A 22,110-nucleotide genomic window follows, 5' to 3' on the forward strand; every position below is an offset into this window, starting at 1 on the left:
CATCTCTATCATCCTTTTTTCTAAACTATATCAAGCCATATAACATACTACATGCCACGCATGGACCCTCTTGAAAATAGTACTCACATAAACTAGAACGCGCTTTCAATCTATGAATAGGCTTAAAAATTTGGTAGACTCTTCATATGAATGCCTAAAGTCAAAGACAGTGCCGAGCGCATTCCCACCTGATCATGGAGAAGAATTTACAGATCATATCATTTGGGCGATAGGCTATTTAATCGGCAATACCAGACGCCGCTGTTTTTGATGAAAACCAACAAACGATCATTGGCTAAAATTCCTTAATCTAATCCAATCGAATAGAACAGGAGAGATCGCTTTGCAGCTCTCAGATTCCACTTATTCCGCAATTAGGGCTCTATGTAAACAAGGCGATGACTTAGTGAAGGCAGGCGATCTTGATGCCGCCAAGCAAAATTGTATTGCCGCCCTCCGTTTATTGCCTGAAAATCATCAAGAATGGGAGGCCGCTACCTGGATATATGTAGCTATTGGGGATGTCGACTATCGTATGAAGAATTACGATAAGGCCTTCAAGTGCTTTTTTAATGCCGTACAGTGTCCGAAGGGGTTGGGTAATCCGTATATTCACCTTCGGCTGGGGCAGTTATATTATGAACAGGAAAACTTTGAAAAGGCGGCGGACGAGTTAACCCGGGCTTACATGGGCGCCGGTATTGATATTTTTATGGAAGACGACCCAAAATATCTTGAGTTTTTGGAGACAAACATAGAGATTTGAAATTTCAGGCTACGCAAGGGCTGATTACGGTATTTTTAAATTTTTTTACCTTCAAACCATTCCATAATATTATTTTCGAAGCTCTTTGCAAGGCGCTGTCAACAGCGGCTGGCGTCATTTCTAACGATTTCTGCAATCTGCTTGGAGTCATGAATAAAAGGACAGTTAAGGCTACTCAATGTGCCCTAACTGTCTTTTTACTAATTAGACCAAACTGTTACTGAAAAACCACCAACTAAGTATGTTATGTTCGTTTTTAGTAAGGTTGGCGGAGGCGTGGGGAGTCGCCCCCCTGTCCGAAGACTAGGTCGCAAGTTTCGCATTATTTGTGATACGGTTCAGCGTATTGAGGTCATCGGCAAAAATGCGTTGTGATTTAGGTATTTCTTACCTACAAAGTCATGCACGAGTCCCGCCGAAATAAAACTTGATCTGATGCAATCATGTAGATTTTAAAACGTACTATATACATTTTCGCATTCAATCGCAGTCGGTTCATAAAAACAATGTTTCTTCCATCGACCTACAAACGGCTGATTATACCAAGTTGGTGGACATGGTCCGGGGTTTTCATACGATCTAGCGAGTATTTGGCTGGCCAATTCCGTTCCCCATTCACAACCCGTTGTGCCAGACGGCGTTCTCTATCTCTTGCTCTTTGATAGTACATACCATGTTGTAGCGCTTCGAACGCATGCGGCTGGTTAATCATTTGGGGAATTGTCCGGATTCCTTTAAAATCGGAACAATTCGCTCTTATTCGGTTAATGCCAACAGCTCCAACAAGGAGCATGCCCATTTCGCCTTCGGCCTCAGCCTCAGCTCGAAGCAACCTTGCCAACATATCGATATCCTGTTTCCTGGATTTTACGACTGCCATTTGCTCACCTCATTTGATTTCTAGACTCATCATATTTTAGGTTAAGCAGATGTGTTACTCTGGCTAAATAAATAGAAAACGATATTAAACAGCCATTTCACTGAACCTTAGCCCATTAGTTGAGTGTCAGTGGTAAAATTCCCCCTCGAAATATGTGATACGGTTCACCGTATCATCTATAGAGCGAAAGCTGATAACACAGTGAAATGTTAGCGACAATTGTTATTGTATTTCTAAGCTATTCTTTGATATCCAATGAATGGCGCAATACCAAACTTTAAGGTGGTGTTCGATCCATGAATGTTACGAACAGCAAAGCAAAAGCGATGGAGATGTTTCTCAAATCACAAAGAGAGCGGCTTACTCCGGAGGATGTGGGCTTGGAGTTTACGAGCGGGAAACGGAAGTCGCCTGGCTTAAGGCGCGAGGAAGTCGCCGTACTAGCAGGTGTAAGCGTCACCTACTATACATGGCTTGAACAAGGGTGGGATCTGACCCCTTCCAGAGATGTGCTCCAAGATAAAGCACTATGTCTTGGGAAGTGTTATCACCTTTATCTTTAAGTTATTTTGATAATTATCTCCCTTTTTCGTCAATTTTCTAATATAAATATTGAACATCCGTTCGTATTGGAGTAAAATCAAACTACATTCATTAATATTACGTACGTAATAAAGGAGAATGCTCTATATGAACTTTAGTTATAGTTTTCCCGCTCTCCGTGGAATTCAAGCAGGGAGAGAATTCTATACAGTGATGTGCCCGCTCAGGCTGATCCCAAGGATATTTCTGTTTGATGAAGAAGAGATTCCCGCTGTACACCGGGCTCAGCGTCTTATGAATAAATCAAGAATTCCGGATATAACCAACTATATTCTTGAGAATCCAAAGGACTACATATTTTCTTCGTTAACGGCATCTGTAGATGGGGAATTAGTCTTTCAGGAGCATTCCAGCGAGCTTAAAGATATAGGATATCTCTCGATCTCACTTGATTCAAAGTTTTTAATTAATGACGGTCAACACAGGAGAGCGGCTATTGAAGAAGCTTTGAAGATTGCTCCAGAACTCGGTGATGAAACCATTTCTGTAGTCTTTTTTCATGATTTAGGGCTTGTGCGTTCTCAGCAAATGTTCTCCGATCTTAATCGACATGCAGTGAACACAACTTCTTCTATCGGTATACTTTACGATCACCGCGATCAAATGTCTCTCATAACAAAGGGAGTAATTTCAGAGATCCCCTTGCTGGATCGATACACCGATCGGGAAAAGGTGAACCTTTCAAAGAATTCTCCTAAATTATTTGCATTAAACCATATATTCAATACGAATTGCAGACTTCTAGGCAAGCGGAAAGGCGAGACGATCTCTGAGCAAGAAAAGGAATTCGTAAATGAATTCTGGATTCTTTTAATTGCTACTATTAATGAATGGCAGCAGGTGCTGAGGAAGAAAACATCACCTAGAGATTTACGGGCAAATTCTATAGTTGCTCATGGTGTTTTCTTAGAAGCTATAGGTATTATAGGTCACTATCTATATTTCTATCATCCAGATGAGTGGCAGAAATATATTGAGAAATTAAAACATATTGACTGGCACAGGGATAATAAAGAAGATTGGCAAGGTCGTGCCTACAGCCATACTGGTCGTATTAATAAGAACAATCAGACTGTTCAACTAACAGCCAATCTCATTAAGAATAAAATTGGACTCCCTCTTACAGAACAAGAACAAAAAATAGAAGATAAATTTAAGGAGGTCTTTCCTCTTGGAACTTAATATTTTTAACACTGGCAGTAAATTTAATGAATCCAGAGAATTGGTGAAAGAAGTATATCTATCTGATGATCGTCCCTGGGTAATTGGCTTTAGCGGAGGTAAAGATTCCACTGCTCTGGTTCAAATAGTATTTCAGGCATTAAGCGAACTTCCACCTAACCAATTAAATAAAAAAGTATATGTGATTTCTTCGGATACTCAGGTTGAAACACCACTTATTATTGATAAAATTACCCGCACCTTAGGAAGAATTCAGACTCGAGCTCTTGAAATGGGACTTCCTATTGAAACTCAAAAAGTAAGACCAAAAGCCGAGCAAACATTCTGGGCTTCTATTATTGGCAAAGGGTATCCAACTCCACGTCAAAAATTCAGATGGTGCACTGACCGGCTAAAAATTGAACCTGCTAACAGATTCATTCTTGAAAAAGTAGATCAGTTTGGTGAAGTTGTAATGCTTCTTGGGGTCCGAGATTCCGAAAGCTCTACTCGAGCCGCTGTCATGCAGTCACATACTATAGAAGGGAAAAATTTAATGCGGCACTCCACCCTGCGGAATGCCTTTGTATTTGCACCGATCAGATCATTTAATGTAGACGACATCTGGGAATTCCTGCTCCAATATCCTTCACCTTGGGGCGATGATAATAATGAACTACTGCAATTGTACCAAGATTCCAGTAGTGAATGCCCACTGGTTGTAGATAAAGAAATCAAGGAAAGTGCGGGTTCATGCGGAAACAGTCGATTTGGATGTTGGACTTGCACAGTTGTAAATGAAGATAAAGCACTGAGTGGATTTATTAATAGCGGTGTAGAATGGCTAACTCCACTCTATGAGTTCAGAAATTACCTCGTGAATATTCGTGAAGATCGTTCTAAACGTCAAAAACATAGAATGAATGGTGAAGTTTATCTGACAACGAATCTCGGAGGAGTTAATGAAGAGAACATTAGAGCGAGCAAATATAAAAGCATCAAAAAATCCGAGATCAAACAATTTATAGAAGATAACAATATAAATCTGGCAACAATTGAAAAACTTGATGTATTTGTTGAAGATGAAGATGGAAAGTTCAAGCGTTTCGGGGTGGGCCCTTTCACCTTAAATGCTCGAGAAGAGATTCTCAGAGAACTACTTAGAACCCAGAAAAAAGTTCGGGAACTTTATGATCCAAATATCGAGCTCATTACTTTTGAGGAACTTAAGGAAATCCGTAAATACTGGCATAACGATCTTCAATGGGAAGATCGCCTCCCTCGAATTGTTGAAGAGGAAACCGGAGAAATCTATGATTGGCATAAAGATGACCGCCCTGTATTTAAAGAAGATCAGATTACTGATTTAGAGACACTCTGTCAGGAAGAAGGGGTAAACTTGAATCTGCTTAAAAAGCTAATTGCAGTAGAGAAGGATTACTCCGGTGTGAAAGTTCGAAGAGGGCTGATTCAGGCTTTTGACAAGACTTTAAACCAAGATTTCTTACATTTATAAAGGTGGATTAGATAATTCATGCAGATCAACAAACTGGTCCTTCGTAATATTGGTGCTTATCACGGGGATCTTAACAACTTTAACTTTAAAACAACCACTAACCATAATGTAATATTAATTGGTGGGAAAAACGGAGCTGGGAAAACTACCATTCTGGAATCCATTCGAATCGCATTATTTGGTTCTATGGCTTACGGTTATATTACTGAGAATGAAGCTTATTTCAAGAAAATCCGATCTCTGCTTAATCGAAAAGCTCTTCATGAAAATAATCAGGATAAGTACCAAATTGTTCTTGAATATCTATCAACAGAAGAGTTTGAACCTATTACCTACTCTTTAATCCGCAGCTGGAGTATTAAAGATAATAAGATTAGAGAATATTTTTCTGTTAAAAAAAACAATGATCATCTTAATGCCCAGGAGATTTCTGATTTTCAAAATAAACTCAGAGAAGAAATGCCGCCAAGGTTATTTGAACTTTGTCTGTTTGATGGTGAGGACATATCCAGAATTGTATCTGAAGAGAAAATCCCTGATTATTTACAGGATGCAGGAAAGATCCTCTTTAACCTAGACCTATTTGTTAACCTAGAAAAAGATCTTCAAAACTACAGACAACAGCATGCAAAGAAAAACTCTGACGCTTCTAGGGAATTTGAAATCAAAAATTCACTTGAAATAGAACTTCAAGATCTACAAAATCAGTTGGAAAATCTCCAAAGTGATCTGCTTAATCATCAAGATGAAGCTGCTGAACTCACAGATTTAATAAGACAAGATAAGAAGGATTTTGAAATTCATGGTGGACTTATTCAGGAGAACAGACAGCAGTTAATCCAACAAGTCAATGAAATTGAGCAACGTAGAAAACAAAATTCTGATCAGATTAAAGCATTTACTATATCTTATCTTCCATTCTATATTGCTCGTGAAACGTTAGCAAAAGTTACAGATCAGATTGCCAAAGAGAAGGATTATGACTCTTTTGAGTATATAAATACAACCTTGAAAAAGGATCACTTATCACAATTACTAAGCAGCCTTACACCATCGTCGAATTTGAATCTTTCAGATCAACAAGTTGAAAGTTTGCACAGTGGTCTATTAGACCTTATTAAACCTTCAATTACCGAAGTGTTCCATAGATCTTCATTTGAACAACAGAATGAAGTCTACTCCATGCATAAAAAGGTCCAATCAATCAAGTCACAGCATTATGTTGAATTGTTTGATGAAAATGCTGTTTTATTAGAAAAGTCTCAGGAATTACGTAAAGCGATTGATCTTAATGATAATTCAAGTGAATTCAAAGAACTTCTTGAGCGGATTGAGGAAAGTAATAGAAGATTAGAACAAATCAAAATGATATCCGAAAAACAAGAAGATGAAATCAATGAAATACATGAACAAATCAAGCTTAAAGAAATCGCATTAATTAAACTTAATGATAGAATACGCGAGTATTATAAATCCGAAAGTTCTTATGCAATGACTGAGAAGTTATTGACTGTAAGTCAGCGTTTCAGGGAACGGCAGTGGCAAAAGAAACTGAACGATGTCGCTAAAGAAGCAACGAAAATGATTAATATCTTATTCCGAAAAAAGGATTATATTGACCGTATTCATATCGATTCATCAAGTTTTCAGATTACACTGTACAATAAACAAAGACATGAGATTACTAAGGAACGTTTATCAGCTGGAGAAAAGGAAATGTTAATGTTGACAGTAATCTGGGCTATGTTTAAAGTATCTGAGTGGAAACTGCCATTTGTTTTTGACACATTGTTCGGACGACTCGATCAAGACCATAAAAAGTCTCTGATTGAACATTTCATTCCGAAATGCGGGGATCAGGTATTAATGTTCACTACAGACTCAGAAATTGGAACTGAACATTTCGAAACGATTAAAGATATAACTTCATTATGCTATACATTAGAATACAACTCATTCCAGGAAACAGCTGAAATCGTTCGGGGCAGATATTTTAATATGAGTAAGGAGATAAGCCCAAAATGAATTTCACTCTCAAAACGTCTAAATATACAAAAGAAACCCTGTTACAGCTCCAAGCTTCCACCGGGATAACACCTAATATTCTGATTCGTTATGCTGTAGCTCTATCTATAAAAAAAGGGGATGTCCTCCCTCTCAGCAAAGACTTCAGTGAAGGCTTAGTTCTTAACCGAAATACAGTTACTGGGGAATTCGATTATATTTTTCGGGCAATGATTACACAGGCTGCGAATAAAGAGCTGACCGATGAAGATTACTTCCCCGGATACTTCAATGCCCATCTTGAAAGAGGTATACGTGACTTAGCCGCAGAGTACAAAGGCGCAGGAAATGCTGAAAAATTCATTCGTGCCTTGCTAATCTAACACAAAGGGCCGGGATAACATATGATCTATTTAGATAACAGCGCTACAACTAAATTACATCCAGAGGTTCTTGAAACCATGCTTCCATATCTGAAGGAAGAGTACGGAAACCCTTCAAGCAAATTTTATTTATTAGCTGAGAATGCTAAAAAGGCGGTAAAAATTGCGCGCGAACAAGTAGCTCTATTACTTGGGTGTGATGATGATGAAATTGTATTTACCAGCGGTGCAACGGAGAGTAATAACATGATCATCAAAGGGGTACAAGACTATTACGGAAGAATATCTGAAAACTCAAATTACATGATCACATCTCAAGCGGAGCACCCTTCTGTATTAGAATCTTTCCGATATCTGGAGGAACGTGGAACGAATGTGAAGTATCTTGAAGTCGATTCTTTTGCAAGGGTTAATGTGAACGAACTTACCGAAGAACTGAAGCACCAACCACTTCTTACATCCATTATTTGGGGTAATAATGAAATTGGATCCTTAAATCCTATACCAGATCTTGCTCAACGATTTGAGAAGAATAATCTATTCTTCCATACAGATGCTACACAAATCATTGGTAAAGTTCCATTCTACCTAAAAGACTTACCAGGGATTCGTTTCTTATCCATGTCTGGCCATAAAATAGGCGGTCCCAAAGGAATCGGAGTAGCTGTAATTCGGAAACAATCCAAAGAGATTTATACCAAGTTAACTCCCCTATTACACGGGGGCGGTCAAGAAAACGGTTACCGAAGTGGGACGCTTGCCGTTCATAATATTGTAGGATTGGGAAAAGCAGCTGAAATTGCCCATAAACATTTAAACGAGAATATTGCCAAACTGAAAGAATTAGAAGAATACCTGATTGCACTACTTTCGGAAAATTTGGGTAATAAAATAACGTTTAACAGTGACACCGAGAATAAGATTCCCGGCCTTATTAGTTTGCAATTTATAGGAGTGAACAATGAACTTCTACTCAAAAAGTTATCTCCATTCGTAGCACTTTCTTCGGGCTCAGCTTGCAGTTCAAGCAAACCAAGCCATGTCCTTACTTCAGCAGGACTACCTCTTGAGGAAGTCAGACAAACCATTCGAATCACCTTAAATCCAAATATCAGCAAATCAGATTTAGATATTTTCAGAAATATTAAGTAGGAAGCATTAAGACCAGGCAGATTTCAATCTGCCTGGTCTTTTTTTATTCTTTATAAAATCATCCCCCCTTCTTATCCTAATACTTCAACATATATGCTATAGTTAAATAGGTAATATTATCTACTTTAACTAGTTACTAATTACTATATAAATCGAAAGGTGATTTCATGGAAACACTAAAACAACAAGAAAAAAAACTATTAAACGATCTCTGTGATCTATATAATCTTACTCCGGACTTAATTAATCTCCTGGTCAGAACCGCAGAAAAGAACATGCACGAAAACATATCATTAGCTGAGAAACGCACCGATTATATTGATTTGGTCGGTTATCATACGAAGGGAAAGGTATAATCTTCATGATTATTAAGAAACTAGTTCTCAATAACTACAAAACATTTTATGGACATCAAGAATTAGATCTAGATATCCCTGACAACTCACGTCAAGATAACAAGAACATTATATTAATTGGCGGTCTTAACGGTTCAGGCAAGACTTCGATTTTAAAAGCCATACACTATAGTTTATTCGGCAAACGCGGAATGTCTCCTGAGGAGTATAAACGTATTTTTTCAAATGTAATTAATAACACCTTTTTTAACGAAGGCGGAAGAGAGTGCTATATAGTCCTGACTGTCGAAGTTAATAACAAAGAAGAATGGGAATTAAAAACAAAGTGGATATTTGATCATAGTAAGATCCAGGTCCATGAGACAAGAGAAATTACAATCCGTAAACCAGGAGCGCGAATCGGCCGTACACAGATCATCAATAATATGGAAACCTACAATCGCTTTATTGATCGAACGATTCCGTATCACGTTGCGCCCTTTTTTATATTTGATGGAGAAGAAATTAAAGATATCATTTTAAGACAAAATAGTTATGAGATGAAGGAAGCTATACAAAAATTAAGTGGTCTGGAAGCTTACAAAGCACTAAAAACAGATTTGACGGATGCTCTTTCTTTTCTGAGCACCAAGATTTTTAAAGCTAATGCGAGTAAGTCTCCTGAAACCAATCAGGATAAAGTTAAGTATGAGCTCGCAGAAACGAATAAATCATTAGATGAATTTAAAGCTAGAAAAGACAAAGAAGAGAATCGAAAGACGAAGCTGCTGGATCAAATCCAGGCTTTAAAGAAAGAACGCGAGAATAAAATTAAACTCAATGCATCATCAAGAGAAGTTTATGTCAAAAAGCTGACAGCTAGTGAAACCAAACTCCAAAGTTTTGAAACTAACTTCACTAAAGAGTTTATGGATTCTGCATTTGACATTCTGTTAAGAGATCAATACCTTCTGTTGCAGAAAGAGTTAAAGAAAGAAGAAAGCTATATGCAGCAAAAGTTAGTTAAAGAAGCTTCATTAGTTCCATATCAAAATTTCATATCAAACTTATTTGAAGTTGAACTAGATCCTCCTCTTACATCGACTCAAAAAGAGAATCTTATGCTATCAGGGGAAAAAATTTGGTCCAAACTAAATAAAATTAATTCAGAGCTTGAGGAAATCGAGCTGCTCCATGACTTAAATAAAGAACAGCACCGAAAATTAATGAACTTACCCATAAAGACTTCTCAACATTTAACGAACATTTACAATCAAATGGAGAAAGAAAGAACTTTGATTCAACAATATGAATCGGAGATTAGAAAAGCCCCTGAATCGGTAGATATAGAGGAAGAAAACGAAAAAATTGATAATTTAACCAAAATGCTTGGTGAAGTAGAACTGAGATTAAAATCAGCTACCCGGAAAATCAATACATTAAGCGAAGAAAGAGCTCGTCTTAGCAAAAAACTAACGCAAACTGAGAAGAAAGAAGATAACAACAACCAGTATCAAGAACAATTTGAAGCCATCGCTTTGATTATCCAATTTCTCGATGACTATATCGAAAAATTAACTAAATTAAAAGCCAACTTTATACATGAGCAATTCAAACTCATGCTTAACCAATTATTTCGTAAACAAGATGAATTCGGGAAGATTGAATTCGATATGAGTTCTTTTACGATCCGGTTATACAATGACCGAAACCAAGAAATTAGTGTCCATGATCGTTCTGCTGGAGAAATGCAGATTATTTCATCTGCTCTGATCTGGGCTCTTACCAAGTCATCCCGTTATGCGCTACCTATGATTATCGATACGCCGCTGGGAAGACTGGATAGTTATCACCGCTCATATCTTATTGATCATTACTACAAAGAGTTAAGTGAACAAGTCATCATCTTATCAACGGATACAGAAATTACTGAGGATTATATTAAACAGATTAAGGACAGTACCTATAACCAATTCACGTTAGATTATGATCAGAATAGAAAATATACTCTGATCATACCAGGATATTTTCAGGCTAAGGGGGTCGTCTAAGTATGGCAGGTTTTAAAAGAAAGCATCTTAGTTATGAAGGAAAAATGCTGCTCGATTACTTTGCCGATGCCCTTTCCGCTGACCGGCCATTTATAATGAAACTTGCATTAGCTAAAGGCCTCTCCTCACAGCGAAATATTGATATCATCAAACAAAGTGACGGAAACAGATGGGAAATTCCTGATTTCTTCAATGTGGATGAATATAACATGTACTCACACATTTTCATTAACCAAGCTAGAAGAGTATTAAGTTCCGAAGAAATCAATAATGTAATCTTAAACCAGATTGAAAAAGGACTTCGAATATTGGAACAAATACAACAGGAAAAAAACTCGCTTGACGACTTAAGACTTGCAATATTAACAATGAATTAAGAAAAAGGGCAATCCAAATTTGGATTTGCCCTTTTATATTAAAGCCTATTCTGCAATGGAGTAATATTCACAACCGTTTCCGTCGGAGGGGTCAGTTCACCACGATCCATCAATTGAGGTCCCTGTACAATACATTGACCTTTACGGAGGTTATTTAATCTTTCTTCCCACTGCTTACGTTTACTTGGTTCAGTAGCTAATGAACTTGCTACAAAGGATACCTCTTGATCCGTTTGAGCAAAGTATATCTTTTGTGCTGAGTTTTGCATTCTCGCTAATTCATCAGCATCTAACTGGGATTTTAAAAACTGGGTTGCAAACCAGCCTGACCAGCCAAATTTACGACCTTCAGTCAAGATTTTAGCAGACGGAGATTGCTCCCGGTGGTCCAGATTTTGTGCTTCATCCAAAATTAACGGTACAGGCTTAATTTTACTTCCGTTTCTCAAGAGGTAATTCCATAAATCCCATAAAATAAATTCGGTAATAATACGCTGTACATCATTTGGATAACCGGTTAATTGAATGATATTGACCGAACCATTGTTGTCAATCATATCACTCCAGGAAAAGTTCTGGTCATTTATAAATACTTGCCGGTCGATGAAAGGCCTGATTTGTGACAATGCTGTTTTTGAGGCACTTCCAGTATCCTCCTCCAGCATCTCCCTCATCACATTAAGATCCATCCCGTCCTGAGAGCGTTCAAGCCCTTTCAATACCGCTTCATAAATAGCATTTAACTGCTGGATTCCAAGTGATTTATAAACGGAAGCAAACACACTCTTAATTCTCTCAGCAATATCGGTATCCGATTCAGGGAGTGTAATCCCGCCTATATCTCTTATGTTTCTTTTAAACGGATTAATAGGTACTTTTTGATTGTATACAACTCTTTGATTAAGCTTGGAGCCCAGGAATCCTACAAACTCGGGTTCAAGCTGATTTGGTAAGAAGCCTTCTGTATAATCAATAACAATACTCGAGATACCTTGTTTAGATAACTCCAGCAGCAGGCACTGCATAAAATAGGTTTTACCCTGCCCGGATTTACCTGAGATGAGCAAATGTCTGTTAGCCAGACCAGAATGATCATACTCCCAGTATATTTTTCTTGTGCTATTCTCCGCAGTACCAAGAAGAACCCTTATATTCCGTTCTTTCTCATTTGCAGTATCACTATTTTCTTGATCCTTTTCAATATGAGTTGGAGTGTCATTCTGTTTAACCGTTTCCTTCTCAATTTCTACAGGTTCAGGAGACTCCTTTATTTCTACTGGCTCTTCTTGCACTTTCTCTTCCTTAAGCGGTTTTTTCTTATCTGCTACGAGACCTTCTGCCTCACTACTGATCAAATCTGAACTCAACTTTGAACTTTCCCCAGCAGCTGCAGTTTCCTGCATAGTCCCATTAGAAATGCTGGCATAGCTAGGTGCAGATGGAATAGAAGCATAATGAACGCTAGGAACATCAGATTTCATATTATAACGATGTGATAGTAAACTATCTTTAATCAAATCGTTGTCTTTATGCTGCATCCATTCATACATTTCCTGCATCGATTTGACCAAACCATACAACCCATCAGACTCCGTTAAATTAAGATAGGTCACCTGATCTGTAAATTCGGTAGAACGATGATAAGCATCTTTTTGAAACGAAATTACAGCACCTGCCCCAATTATACGATCAATATCGAAGCTTATTTCAATTTGATCATGAATTAGCTTCTCAATAATATGATCAGGCATATCAAAGTTCTTTTCAGGCCAGAAATCACTGGAGTGAAGTTTTGCTGCATTTACAATAAATAATTGAGCAAAGAAGTACCGATAGAATTTTGAAGTAAACGGTTTCTCCGGATTGCTGAGTGCATCTTGGAAGATCTTCTTCGTTTTCAGAACCTGAACAGCGGCTTTATCCATAACACCATTACTGTTTATGCCTATTTTGACTTCTACAGGAAAGAAATGAATAAGCAGCTTCTGCTCTCTCTCTTCAATACCCATCAATAACATATCATCACTATGAACGCCTTTTACCCCTAAGTTCTTGGCCGTAAATGTTCCGTCTGATTTACTCAGGTTTGAACTGCCTGCGACCCTTAGAATTTCTTCTAACGAAATTGGAACCCAGCAAATATCCGAATGATCGAAATAGGCAAGAGCAAATTTGATAGCGGATATAATACTGAATTTCTCACGGGAATAATGCCCTTTACTTCCTATAATTCTTAGAAGCCATTCACCATTAAATGTGTTAAAGGCTTTTATAATATCGATCGCTTTGTCTTCTCCAACACTTAGTTGATGAGACCCGAGATACTCACTAATGACGGAAAGATAATGATTAGATTTATTGGTCACTGTAATTGCATCATATCCATTGGAAGAAGAGTACTGATCACTATAGTGAATAACAAATAAATTCTCATCTAACTGATTGAAATAGTTAAGATCTAAATGCGAATCCACAAAGGTAACCCAATGAGACGCATCAAATATCTTTTGTAAGAATTGTTCATCTGCCGTTGTAGTTCTTGAAGTAATGGCCTCTCCTTTATGGAAAGAATCGTTTCCTTCATTTTTCAGATTAGCCGCAAGTTCATTCAACCCCATACTAAGATCAATTAATGAGTTAGAATCCTGATTATTCACATAATATTTCGTACCAAAACCTGAACGATAGTTCTCTTCATATTTGAATGATGGCAGGTAGGAGTATATACCATTGAGCGCGATTCCGGCAGGCATCTCATTCATAGGTTGAACAGCATAACTTTCTTTCATATTCATTCTATAAAATGTTATATGTGCGTAATCTAAATTTTTCGCAGGTTCTATATATTTCTTGTAGTACGAAATGGAATTCCGGATCAATCTAAGAATATGGCTTGAATCGAGTTCTTCCTGCTTCCATGTAATACCGAAGTACGCGAATATTTCTTCTGCCGTATTTAAAACGGATAACTGATCAAACTCTGTTTCCAAACTATACTCCCGGTAAAGGTTAATGTGAAGTCGACGAAGATGGTCTACTCCCTTTTTCTTGATGGTCTCCATAAACCACTGCAGCATTCCTTTTACAACTTCATGGTCGTTCTCAATGTTAATCAGATTAATCTTGTATGGAGCTTTAATCTGATCGCTGAACAGATAAGAGAAATGCTCTTCAAACTGTTTGAGCTTATGCATGACAATGGTTGATAAATATTTATTGGCGTCTGTTACACTGACTTTATTAATGTTTTTATAGATGACCCACTCATAAGCGTCAGTAATAGTATCGGATTTATAAAGACATTCTTCTCTTTTATTCTCATATATAAATGGCAACAAACTTTCAGGCCGAAGTCTCTCAAGAATACGATCATCTACTTGTTCATCCTGAACATCTTGCCCTAACTGCAGCTGATAAGCAATATTTAATGGGTGATATGGGGTAAACAATACATCTTCATTATGGTGAATAACACCTAATTTAAAGAGATCTCTTCCTCTTCTGCCTGCCGGTCTCCCCTCTTCAAAAGAGTTAATCTCCTTGATATATTCATTGATGTATTCTCTTGCACGTTCATCGATTTCATCGTTCATATAGCTTAAGCTTGGAGTCGTTTTATGTGTCACATACGAATTGATCAAGCGATTATAGGCATCTAATAATTTTGGATTAAGATCCAGATTTACTGGATGCAGCTGGTCGGATTCTAAAACCGCACTCTTTAATCCTTTTTCCTTCCACTGCTCTTCCCATCCAAGATATTTTATAAATTCATTACTTCCATAAAATACAGAGCTTCCGACCCTTAACTTGCTACCCTCTCTATGAAAGATTAATTTTTCCTCTCTTTTACGTTTCCAAAGACGGAATGCAGTAATAGGGACATTGCTCTTGTCCTCGATTATAAATTGAACAGGGACAGTAACTTCCTGAGAAACAAAATGAAGCTGCAGCGGTAATTGGTTCTGCTCATTAAACAGGTCACTATTTAATGAAACCTCTAGTAAATCATCATTATTAATATGAATTCGCTCACCTACTGCATTGATCTCTACTTCCCTTTTCGGATAACCTTCTGTTCCAAGCAGATAGGTTTCCTGGTCCGTCTGAATATTGATCGCCCGGTTCTTCGTATCGACAAAATAATCAATCTCCAGAAACGAGCACTGTTGAACTGAAAGAGGAAGGACAACTATCTGTAATTCACAACCTAAATTCGCTTTTCCGTTATGTTTATAAGTGATCCTTAAAAATTCAGGCTGATTCGGGTTCGATAAACTGCATTGGAGGCTAACGTTCGTTCTAGCTACTTGAGAATTGACTTCCGCTTCTGTTGTACTTACTTTGAACTGGTTGGCCTGCAGGCTTCTGCTTTCTCCTTCCACTAAAAAGGACAAAGATAAATTAATTTCTGCTTTTTTATCCGGATTGAAGATAACCACATGCCGTTTTCTTTCTCCAGCAGCTGTCTGCTTATTAGGCTTATTCCACATATAAAGCTGATCTTTTAGATCAATCTGCTTAAGCTCAACGGTTTGTTTTCCTGACTTCTGAGCTTCTTCATATGCTTTCTTTACATCCGTATAAGGAGTATTGGTCCATTCCTCTACATTTCTCAGTTTTGGAGCAGCGCTGGTCGAGAGCTTCTTCTCTAGTACCTCACTTTCCAAACCTAAATCATGAATATGACGGACAAACTCAAACAGTTCACGGTTCCTAGATATTCTTTCTTTCATTTCTTTTTTACTGTATGTGCCCAGATCTGGGTCTTCGAATAACCCGAAATCCTTGTATTCGCCAGGGTCTATTTTCCCTTTGGAGAGAGCCGTAAATATTTCTTCGAAATCAAAAAAAGTAATTTGCTGAAAGCTGGATTCAGACAAAATCTGCTCCATTCTCTCTGAAAGGATGGTCTGTTCTACCTTATCTAATACACTGCTGTCGATCTGCTCCTGCAATCCTGCCTCAAATGTTTTGGGGTGTAAGGGCATACCTTCTTTTTGTAAATCTGTACTTCCCCCTTGAATGGAATCTAACTGTTTAAATACAATACTTAGTAATGCAGTATCTTTCCAGATTCCCTTCTGCTCTCCGACCTGGTTTCGCAGCGTTACCAAAAAGTCCGGACTAACTTCATCAGATGTATAAGCAATCACTAAATTCACATTATTTATATCTATACTAAAAGAATGATAAGCTGAACCTTGATTATGTTGATATACAAACGGCGTACTGATCGATTGGTCACGGAGTGACTCAGCTAACGTAAGGACTTCCTCTTCATTTTCTAATTGAAGAAAATATCGCTGCCCGGGTTGGATGTTTATATCACTAAAAAAACTAATTAATAGATTAGATACATAGTTATAGAATTGGTTTGACATATTGCGCATCCCCGCTATCACTTTTTTTATCAATGAAGTTCAAATTATCTAACGTTTCCAGAACAACCTTCTTGGAATGCCGATCTAAGGCTACGCCTCTTTTCTCATATTCACTAAACAGTTGATTAATAGGTATACGCTTATCCTTAACAGAGACGGCAGTCAGCAAGAGCAGCATTTCATGATTTAGCATTAAAATCGTTCCGCTGCTTCCTCTTGTTCTTAAAAACTCCGATCCGAAATGCTCAATACTGTTGCCATAACCGATGCGTGCTCCTTCATTCATACCTTCTTTAATACTTTCGAACAGTAAACGAAATGCCGTTTTAAGATCTCCTGCCTGCTCTTTAGGAGTAACTCTCTCACCAAAAATCCCTCTATATTGCTCGATCCAATTGTTCACATCACCCAGATACTCCTGCTCTTTTTCAGAGCCACTGAAATATTCTATGAGTTCAGAATAAGTAAAAAAACTATCGTTTGTATTTCCATGGAACGTACTTAACTGCGACATGGTATGAATATGAGGAAACAAAAACGGAGATCTCTGTTTAATTCTTTTGAATCCATCCACATCACTAGCTGCCTTTCTTCGTTTAGAAATAACCCCTTCCCAATCAAGCGCATAGTAAAGAGGCGTGGACGCGGTGTAATTACCTTTATCGAACTGCTCAAACTTCAGCATTAATTGACAGATATAGGTAAAGAGATAAAAGTGAGTCAAAGTCGGTAATGATTTGATAAAGTATTCGTGATGAGGGCTTATGTAAATAAGATCTTCACAGTATAACTTATTCAAAAATTCCAACTTACATTGATAAACAATTTCTGAAGAACTTTCATCCGTTGAACGATTTAGAGCCCCAATGATTAGCTCAGATAATACATCTTCTGTATCTGTATCTTTAAATATATTCGCGATCCGCTGATCATTATTAACTAATACATCAGAAGCACATTTTGCTACTTTACGAAATAAATTATCAGAATCAGACCCCTGCAGGTAATTATATATATAAGGATGTATTAATTTAATATCATCCTTTTCCCCATATAAATAATATTGCAGAAAGTTTTCAAGTTCGTGCTGAAGGTGATCCTCCGGATTAATACTTTCTATAATTTTTTGAATAAAGGGATCTACTCCAAAAGCATCCAGTGAACTCGTTTTTTGTTTTTTTGTTTTGATCTTCGTAATATTACGAACATAATCTCCCAGAAGCGGCTGAAAACTACCCTTCACATATTTCTTAGTTGTAGCAAAGGGAAGTACTTTTTTTATCTCACCTTCATTGTGTAAGGGTGATTTCTTTTTGGTCAGGTTATGAGTTATCTCTTCCGTTTTTAAGATCGGCATTACATGTTCCCTCCGGTAAATGAATATCCAGAAAATTCGTCTTTACTCAAGTAGAAAATTTTATTGTCAGTAATATAGTGAATTAGAAGCTGATCTTTCTTTTCTCCGCTACGCATTAATTTTTCAATAAATTCAATAAAGTGAACCATTTCCTCTTCATCTTGTCTATTAGGCCGGTAACCATCCAACACTCTTCTGAACAGATGAAAAAGAGTGTAGTCAATCTCTAAATGATGAACAGAGCCGCCAATTTCAAAAGCGATATTGATCCGATCCTTAAAGATCTCCAGTTTTTCGCCGCTCTGCATTTTTATGTGTTTAATATTTGGGCTTAACTTCATTCGCTGTGCCAATCTGTACTTCTCATGAACAGGACTAATATAGATATATTCTTCCTTAGGTGTTCCTTTCCATTGATAGATTACACTTTTAGTTTCATTGTAAATTTCACGAATCGAATCCATATCTTTTGCATTAAACCCGTAAAGTCTATGAGTATATAACTTATAATCCTGATCTCTAGTCGTGTCATAGAAGTCCTTATTTTGTAAATGGGCAGTCAGGATAATTGCATCAGAGATTTTATTAAACGCATGGTGATCAACCTGTTCATTTCCTTCCCAAAATTTCAGGAACCAGTGATTAGCAACATCATCACGAATATATTCTTTAATCACTTCCTGCTTATTATGTAGGGAATGAAGTGCCACAATTAACTCGTCAATCTCCTTAGAACGGATCCGATTAAGAGGACTAATCTTATGGAACCATTTCAATAGAACCGAACGATCTTCCCGATTGAATAATAAGTTAGGTGTCATATTGTCCAGTACATCATATTCGTCCATTTTCACGATGCTCACCGGATGATCCGGCATAATAATATCGACTATAAAATTCAGGTAAGTACGTGCCGAAATGACTAATTTATACTTAATGATGATCTCAATAACCAGCTCTAATATCGATTTCTGTATTTGTTCATTCTGTAAAAGCTCATAATTATAGTGAGTGATGGTATAAATACCCGATTCTAGATCCTCCTGGTGTGCCAGATAGAAAGGATTCTTCTCAGACTTCATAAAGATCTTATTCATTAATTCACTGTAAAAATCAGAAGTTGGACCTTCTGCAGTCAGCTCATAAGGATGGTAGTCTCCAAAGCTCACCAAGTCGAAATGTTCAGAGGTAAAGTAAGGTGTCAACTCTGGTGTGAATAATCCACTGTTTTCTATAAAAGAAGCTAGTCCTTTAAACTCAGCATTATTTGGATCATATACAAAATTATGAAGAACACCCATATTAATGGCTAGTATCACTTTTTGAATGGATGTGCTCAAATTCTGATCTTTAAATCCTTCAAGAGCCTTCACCAAGGTCTCCATCGCATTCATTTCTGGAGAATAACTTTCGGTTGCATCGTTGATAATCGTATACTCTTTAATCAGCTCAGGACGATGCGAGCGCAAGTAAGCAAGCAGATGGGATTTGCCATCGCCTACACTTCCGCAAATAAATAATAAATTGGAACCCTGCTGATCAAGTTTTCGCTCTAGCATTTTCTCTACTTGTGCTTGTGGTCCGCGCTTTACATGAAGATAGTCTTTGTAATAAGAGAAAGATCCTGCTGATTCTACAGCTTCTTTCGAAGACTCCTGAAGGCGCTTTAACTCCCGGATTAAATAGCTCTCTCCCTTAGGGAGATCTTTATTTAGAATAGAAATCTCTTCTTGGTTTATTTCTTTATCGGTAGCTTCGGTTTTCTGGTCTCGTATTAGCCCATTCTCTTTCAGATACGATTTAACCATCGATTCTATTTCCGAGGCATTCAAATCAGATTGAGGCTTAGGTTCTTCATATTCAGGAGCTTCAAAGTGCTGTTTTGAATATAGCTCTAAGAACCATACACCAACACTGTGAGCATTTTTGTGTGCGGAAAACACATCAGGGTAGGTAATATCTGAACCATCATGTGCTGCCTTATTGCCAATCTTTCTGACGGAGTTCATTGCCAGCTGAATATCTTGTCCTACAAATCCTTCTGCCACGAGATAACTAATCTTATCTACAAGTTTTGCATATACTATGGATGGCATATTAATATTGTCCTTCTCAAATTCCAGCACCTTGTTAATAACTAACTCTAAGAAGGTTCTTGCTTTAACCGCAGCACTGCCCTTATCTTGAAAGAACAATTGGTTCATTAGTCCGAATTCTCTTGCTGCTTCTGGAGATATAGATTCTAATAAATCAGTCAATGCTCCTAAACTCATAAAATTTACTCCCTTTATGATTTTCAAATCAAATGTATTTAAATGGGTATCCCTATAAAGTATCTTATTATTTCATTATAATGAATTGTTTTTGAAAATACCTCTAAAATCTATCTTTAAATATGGATTTTGTTGAAAAATCAAACAAATTAGTAGTGCATATCTCCTATTTTGGTTTCGTAAAAAGTAAATGATCCTATGGACATATAGCAGCTAGACAACCAAGCCGGGCTATAAAACAGGCGAGCATAGATTTCTTAACGAAAAAACCTCTCCGGCTTTCAATATGTATATTTTAAAGTAAAAAACCACCTTTTCCAGGCGGCTTTAAGGTCCCTTACTTGTCACAATTCGCAAAATGCATTAAATGAAGATCGAAAGCGGCATTCGATGCAATTTTCCCCACACCATGCGAGCCGCCCCGTGAAGTTTCTATAGATTCATCACTTTTCTCTAAAGGCACACCCTTGTTATATGCATAAATGCCCCCAAATATCTTTTGGGAAATGGCTCTGTCCATTTTTAGTTTGGCGAATTGACTGTTGGTGTACCTTATTTTGAGTTTGCCTCATTTAATGCTGATGTAGTTGTTAAACAAATTGAAATTGGATTTATTATTTGGTTCTCAAGAAGTAAAAAGGTCGAACGAGAAGTATCACAGAATGAAATAAGCTACTTGTTATCAGAGAATAAACTATTGGGGTTGGCTGCCAAAAATCTAGAAATTATTGATTAACTTCCAAACTTTTGCTTAGCATTTCAGTCTTCTTGGGAGCAAACAAATAAATGTGTATTTACGAGCACAAGCGATCGCATTAAAGGACGGGCGTTATTGATCGTATTAAATGCTTGGAAGGAAGAAGTACGTTATATTTCCTTTGAAGATATCATTGCGCATCCATCTTGAAGTTAAGCAGGAAACGTACTTCCTCCAGCATCTCTTGATCCAGGAGATGTGCCTCATCGACGACAACGACCGGTTGCAGCCGATGAACGCCACGCACTGGTGGCGGAATTATTAATCAGAATCTTCACTCAATCACATCCACATTAAATAGTAAAGAAGTTCATGGTCCGTAAAAACCTATAATATTGTTACCGAGAATATGACGGATGATAGTAAACCTATTTAACTTGGAAATCGATTAAAAGGTTAACGATTCTCATCGATTTGAGCGATGAAGTCAAGTTTACATTCTGCATGTTCGAAAGCATGGTTGTGAATGATGCGATAAGCCCGGTACAACTTCTCATACAGCAGCGTTGCTTGCTCATTCGTCATGAACTACAGGCGCGAGAATTCCTGAACTTGCGAAGTTGAAATTGGAGGCTGTCCATATTTAGCAGGCAACAAGGGCAAAGGGACTCGAATTTACAGTACGTTCTTGTTTAATGGGGTACCGCATCAGATCCAAGCCCAATCCAAATTCACACCACTACTATTCAAAGGCAATTATACGGAGAAAGTCCCGCATCCTTAACTTGAACTGTGACCCGTAAGATAATTACTACCCTCTCTTTCATTTGGGAAATGAGCATAGAGTTTATACTCTATATCCTTGTCTACATTATCAAAATAATGTTCCATCATCTGAAGAATAGGTCTTACACATTACTTAGAGTGAAATTTTCCTGTTCCTCATGATATTTACACTGTATCGCCCTTGTTGTTAGGGCAGTTGCGATTTCTATATCCTCAATAATGCCTTCAATTGAAATTATTGCATCTTCTTCATCATTTAAAATTTCTAGTAGAGTTTTATTAAATTGATAAATAAAGCCTTGTATTGTATAGTCAGCGCTTCGCGACAAGATATCATCGACCTTTTCCTTATTTACCATCATATTCCTATTTTACAGAACAACCA

Annotated in this window: 14 protein-coding genes and 1 pseudogene; 10 read left to right on the plus strand and 5 right to left on the minus strand. The window is 37.4% G+C overall.

The window, feature by feature from the left end; genetic code table 11:
• The first annotated feature begins 343 nt into the window (after positions 1-343).
• Complete coding sequence (locus MKY98_RS26245; protein WP_069012340.1) at positions 344-766, plus strand: tetratricopeptide repeat protein; 423 nt, start codon at positions 344-346, stop codon at positions 764-766.
• A gap of 452 nt (positions 767-1,218) precedes the next feature.
• Here MKY98_RS26245 and MKY98_RS26250 read toward each other — a convergent pair.
• Positions 1,219-1,646, minus strand: a pseudogene (locus MKY98_RS26250) (cell wall hydrolase).
• A 296-nt stretch (positions 1,647-1,942) separates the two neighbouring features.
• On the opposite strand from MKY98_RS26250, the gene MKY98_RS26255 reads away from it, so the two are divergent.
• From MKY98_RS26255 to MKY98_RS26290, 9 genes are all read left to right on the plus strand, one after another.
• Positions 1,943-2,209 carry a helix-turn-helix domain-containing protein gene (locus MKY98_RS26255; protein ID WP_069012342.1) on the plus strand — a complete coding sequence of 89 codons (267 nt, stop codon included), beginning with the start codon at positions 1,943-1,945 and terminating at the stop codon, positions 2,207-2,209.
• A gap of 127 nt (positions 2,210-2,336) precedes the next feature.
• Positions 2,337-3,431, plus strand: coding sequence for a DNA sulfur modification protein DndB (dndB, locus tag MKY98_RS26260; RefSeq protein ID WP_069012343.1), 1,095 nt, complete (start codon positions 2,337-2,339; stop codon positions 3,429-3,431).
• Entirely contained in the window at positions 3,421-4,926 is a 1,506-nt protein-coding gene (dndC, locus tag MKY98_RS26265) for a DNA phosphorothioation system sulfurtransferase DndC (RefSeq protein WP_209018360.1), read from the plus strand. Before dndB ends, dndC begins: the two co-directional genes overlap by 11 nt.
• Before the next feature lie 18 nt (positions 4,927-4,944).
• Positions 4,945-6,951, plus strand: coding sequence for a DNA sulfur modification protein DndD (dndD, locus tag MKY98_RS26270; protein WP_069012345.1), 2,007 nt, complete (start codon positions 4,945-4,947; stop codon positions 6,949-6,951).
• Complete coding sequence (locus MKY98_RS26275; protein WP_069012346.1) at positions 6,948-7,313, plus strand: DndE family protein; 366 nt, start codon at positions 6,948-6,950, stop codon at positions 7,311-7,313. The genes dndD (MKY98_RS26270) and MKY98_RS26275 overlap by 4 nt, the downstream gene beginning before the upstream one ends.
• A gap of 21 nt (positions 7,314-7,334) precedes the next feature.
• Complete coding sequence (locus MKY98_RS26280; RefSeq protein ID WP_069012347.1) at positions 7,335-8,465, plus strand: cysteine desulfurase family protein; 1,131 nt, start codon at positions 7,335-7,337, stop codon at positions 8,463-8,465.
• A gap of 167 nt (positions 8,466-8,632) precedes the next feature.
• On the plus strand, positions 8,633-8,821 hold the full coding sequence (locus MKY98_RS27150; RefSeq protein WP_069012348.1) for a DnaD domain protein: 189 nt from the start codon (positions 8,633-8,635) through the stop codon (positions 8,819-8,821).
• Between the two features lie 5 nt (positions 8,822-8,826).
• Positions 8,827-10,851, plus strand: coding sequence for a DNA sulfur modification protein DndD (gene dndD, locus MKY98_RS26285; RefSeq protein ID WP_069012349.1), 2,025 nt, complete (start codon positions 8,827-8,829; stop codon positions 10,849-10,851).
• A gap of 2 nt (positions 10,852-10,853) precedes the next feature.
• The gene (locus tag MKY98_RS26290; RefSeq protein ID WP_069012350.1) at positions 10,854-11,228 is read left to right on the plus strand and encodes a hypothetical protein; all 375 of its coding nucleotides are present in this window, start codon (positions 10,854-10,856) and stop codon (positions 11,226-11,228) included.
• A 38-nt stretch (positions 11,229-11,266) separates the two neighbouring features.
• On the opposite strand, the gene dptH is transcribed toward MKY98_RS26290, so the two are convergent.
• From dptH to MKY98_RS26310, 4 genes are all read right to left on the minus strand, one after another.
• A complete protein-coding gene (dptH, locus tag MKY98_RS26295) occupies positions 11,267-16,612 on the minus strand; it encodes a DNA phosphorothioation-dependent restriction protein DptH (protein ID WP_081317604.1) in 5,346 nt (1,781 codons plus the stop codon).
• Positions 16,593-17,969, minus strand: a complete 1,377-nt coding sequence (gene dptG, locus MKY98_RS26300; protein ID WP_069012352.1) for a DNA phosphorothioation-dependent restriction protein DptG — start codon at positions 17,967-17,969, stop codon at positions 16,593-16,595. The genes dptH and dptG overlap by 20 nt, the downstream gene beginning before the upstream one ends.
• Positions 17,969-20,242: a DNA phosphorothioation-dependent restriction protein DptF gene (gene dptF / locus MKY98_RS26305; RefSeq protein ID WP_069012353.1), complete on the minus strand. Its 2,274-nt coding sequence runs from the start codon at positions 20,240-20,242 to the stop codon at positions 17,969-17,971. The genes dptG and dptF overlap by 1 nt, the downstream gene beginning before the upstream one ends.
• 1,605 nt (positions 20,243-21,847) lie before the next feature.
• The gene (locus MKY98_RS26310) at positions 21,848-22,084 is read right to left on the minus strand and encodes a hypothetical protein (RefSeq protein WP_069012354.1); all 237 of its coding nucleotides are present in this window, start codon (positions 22,082-22,084) and stop codon (positions 21,848-21,850) included.
• Positions 22,085-22,110 lie beyond the last annotated feature (26 nt).

The organism is Paenibacillus sp. FSL M8-0228, from assembly GCF_038007385.1.
Lineage (GTDB): Bacteria > Bacillota > Bacilli > Paenibacillales > Paenibacillaceae > Paenibacillus > Paenibacillus polymyxa_D.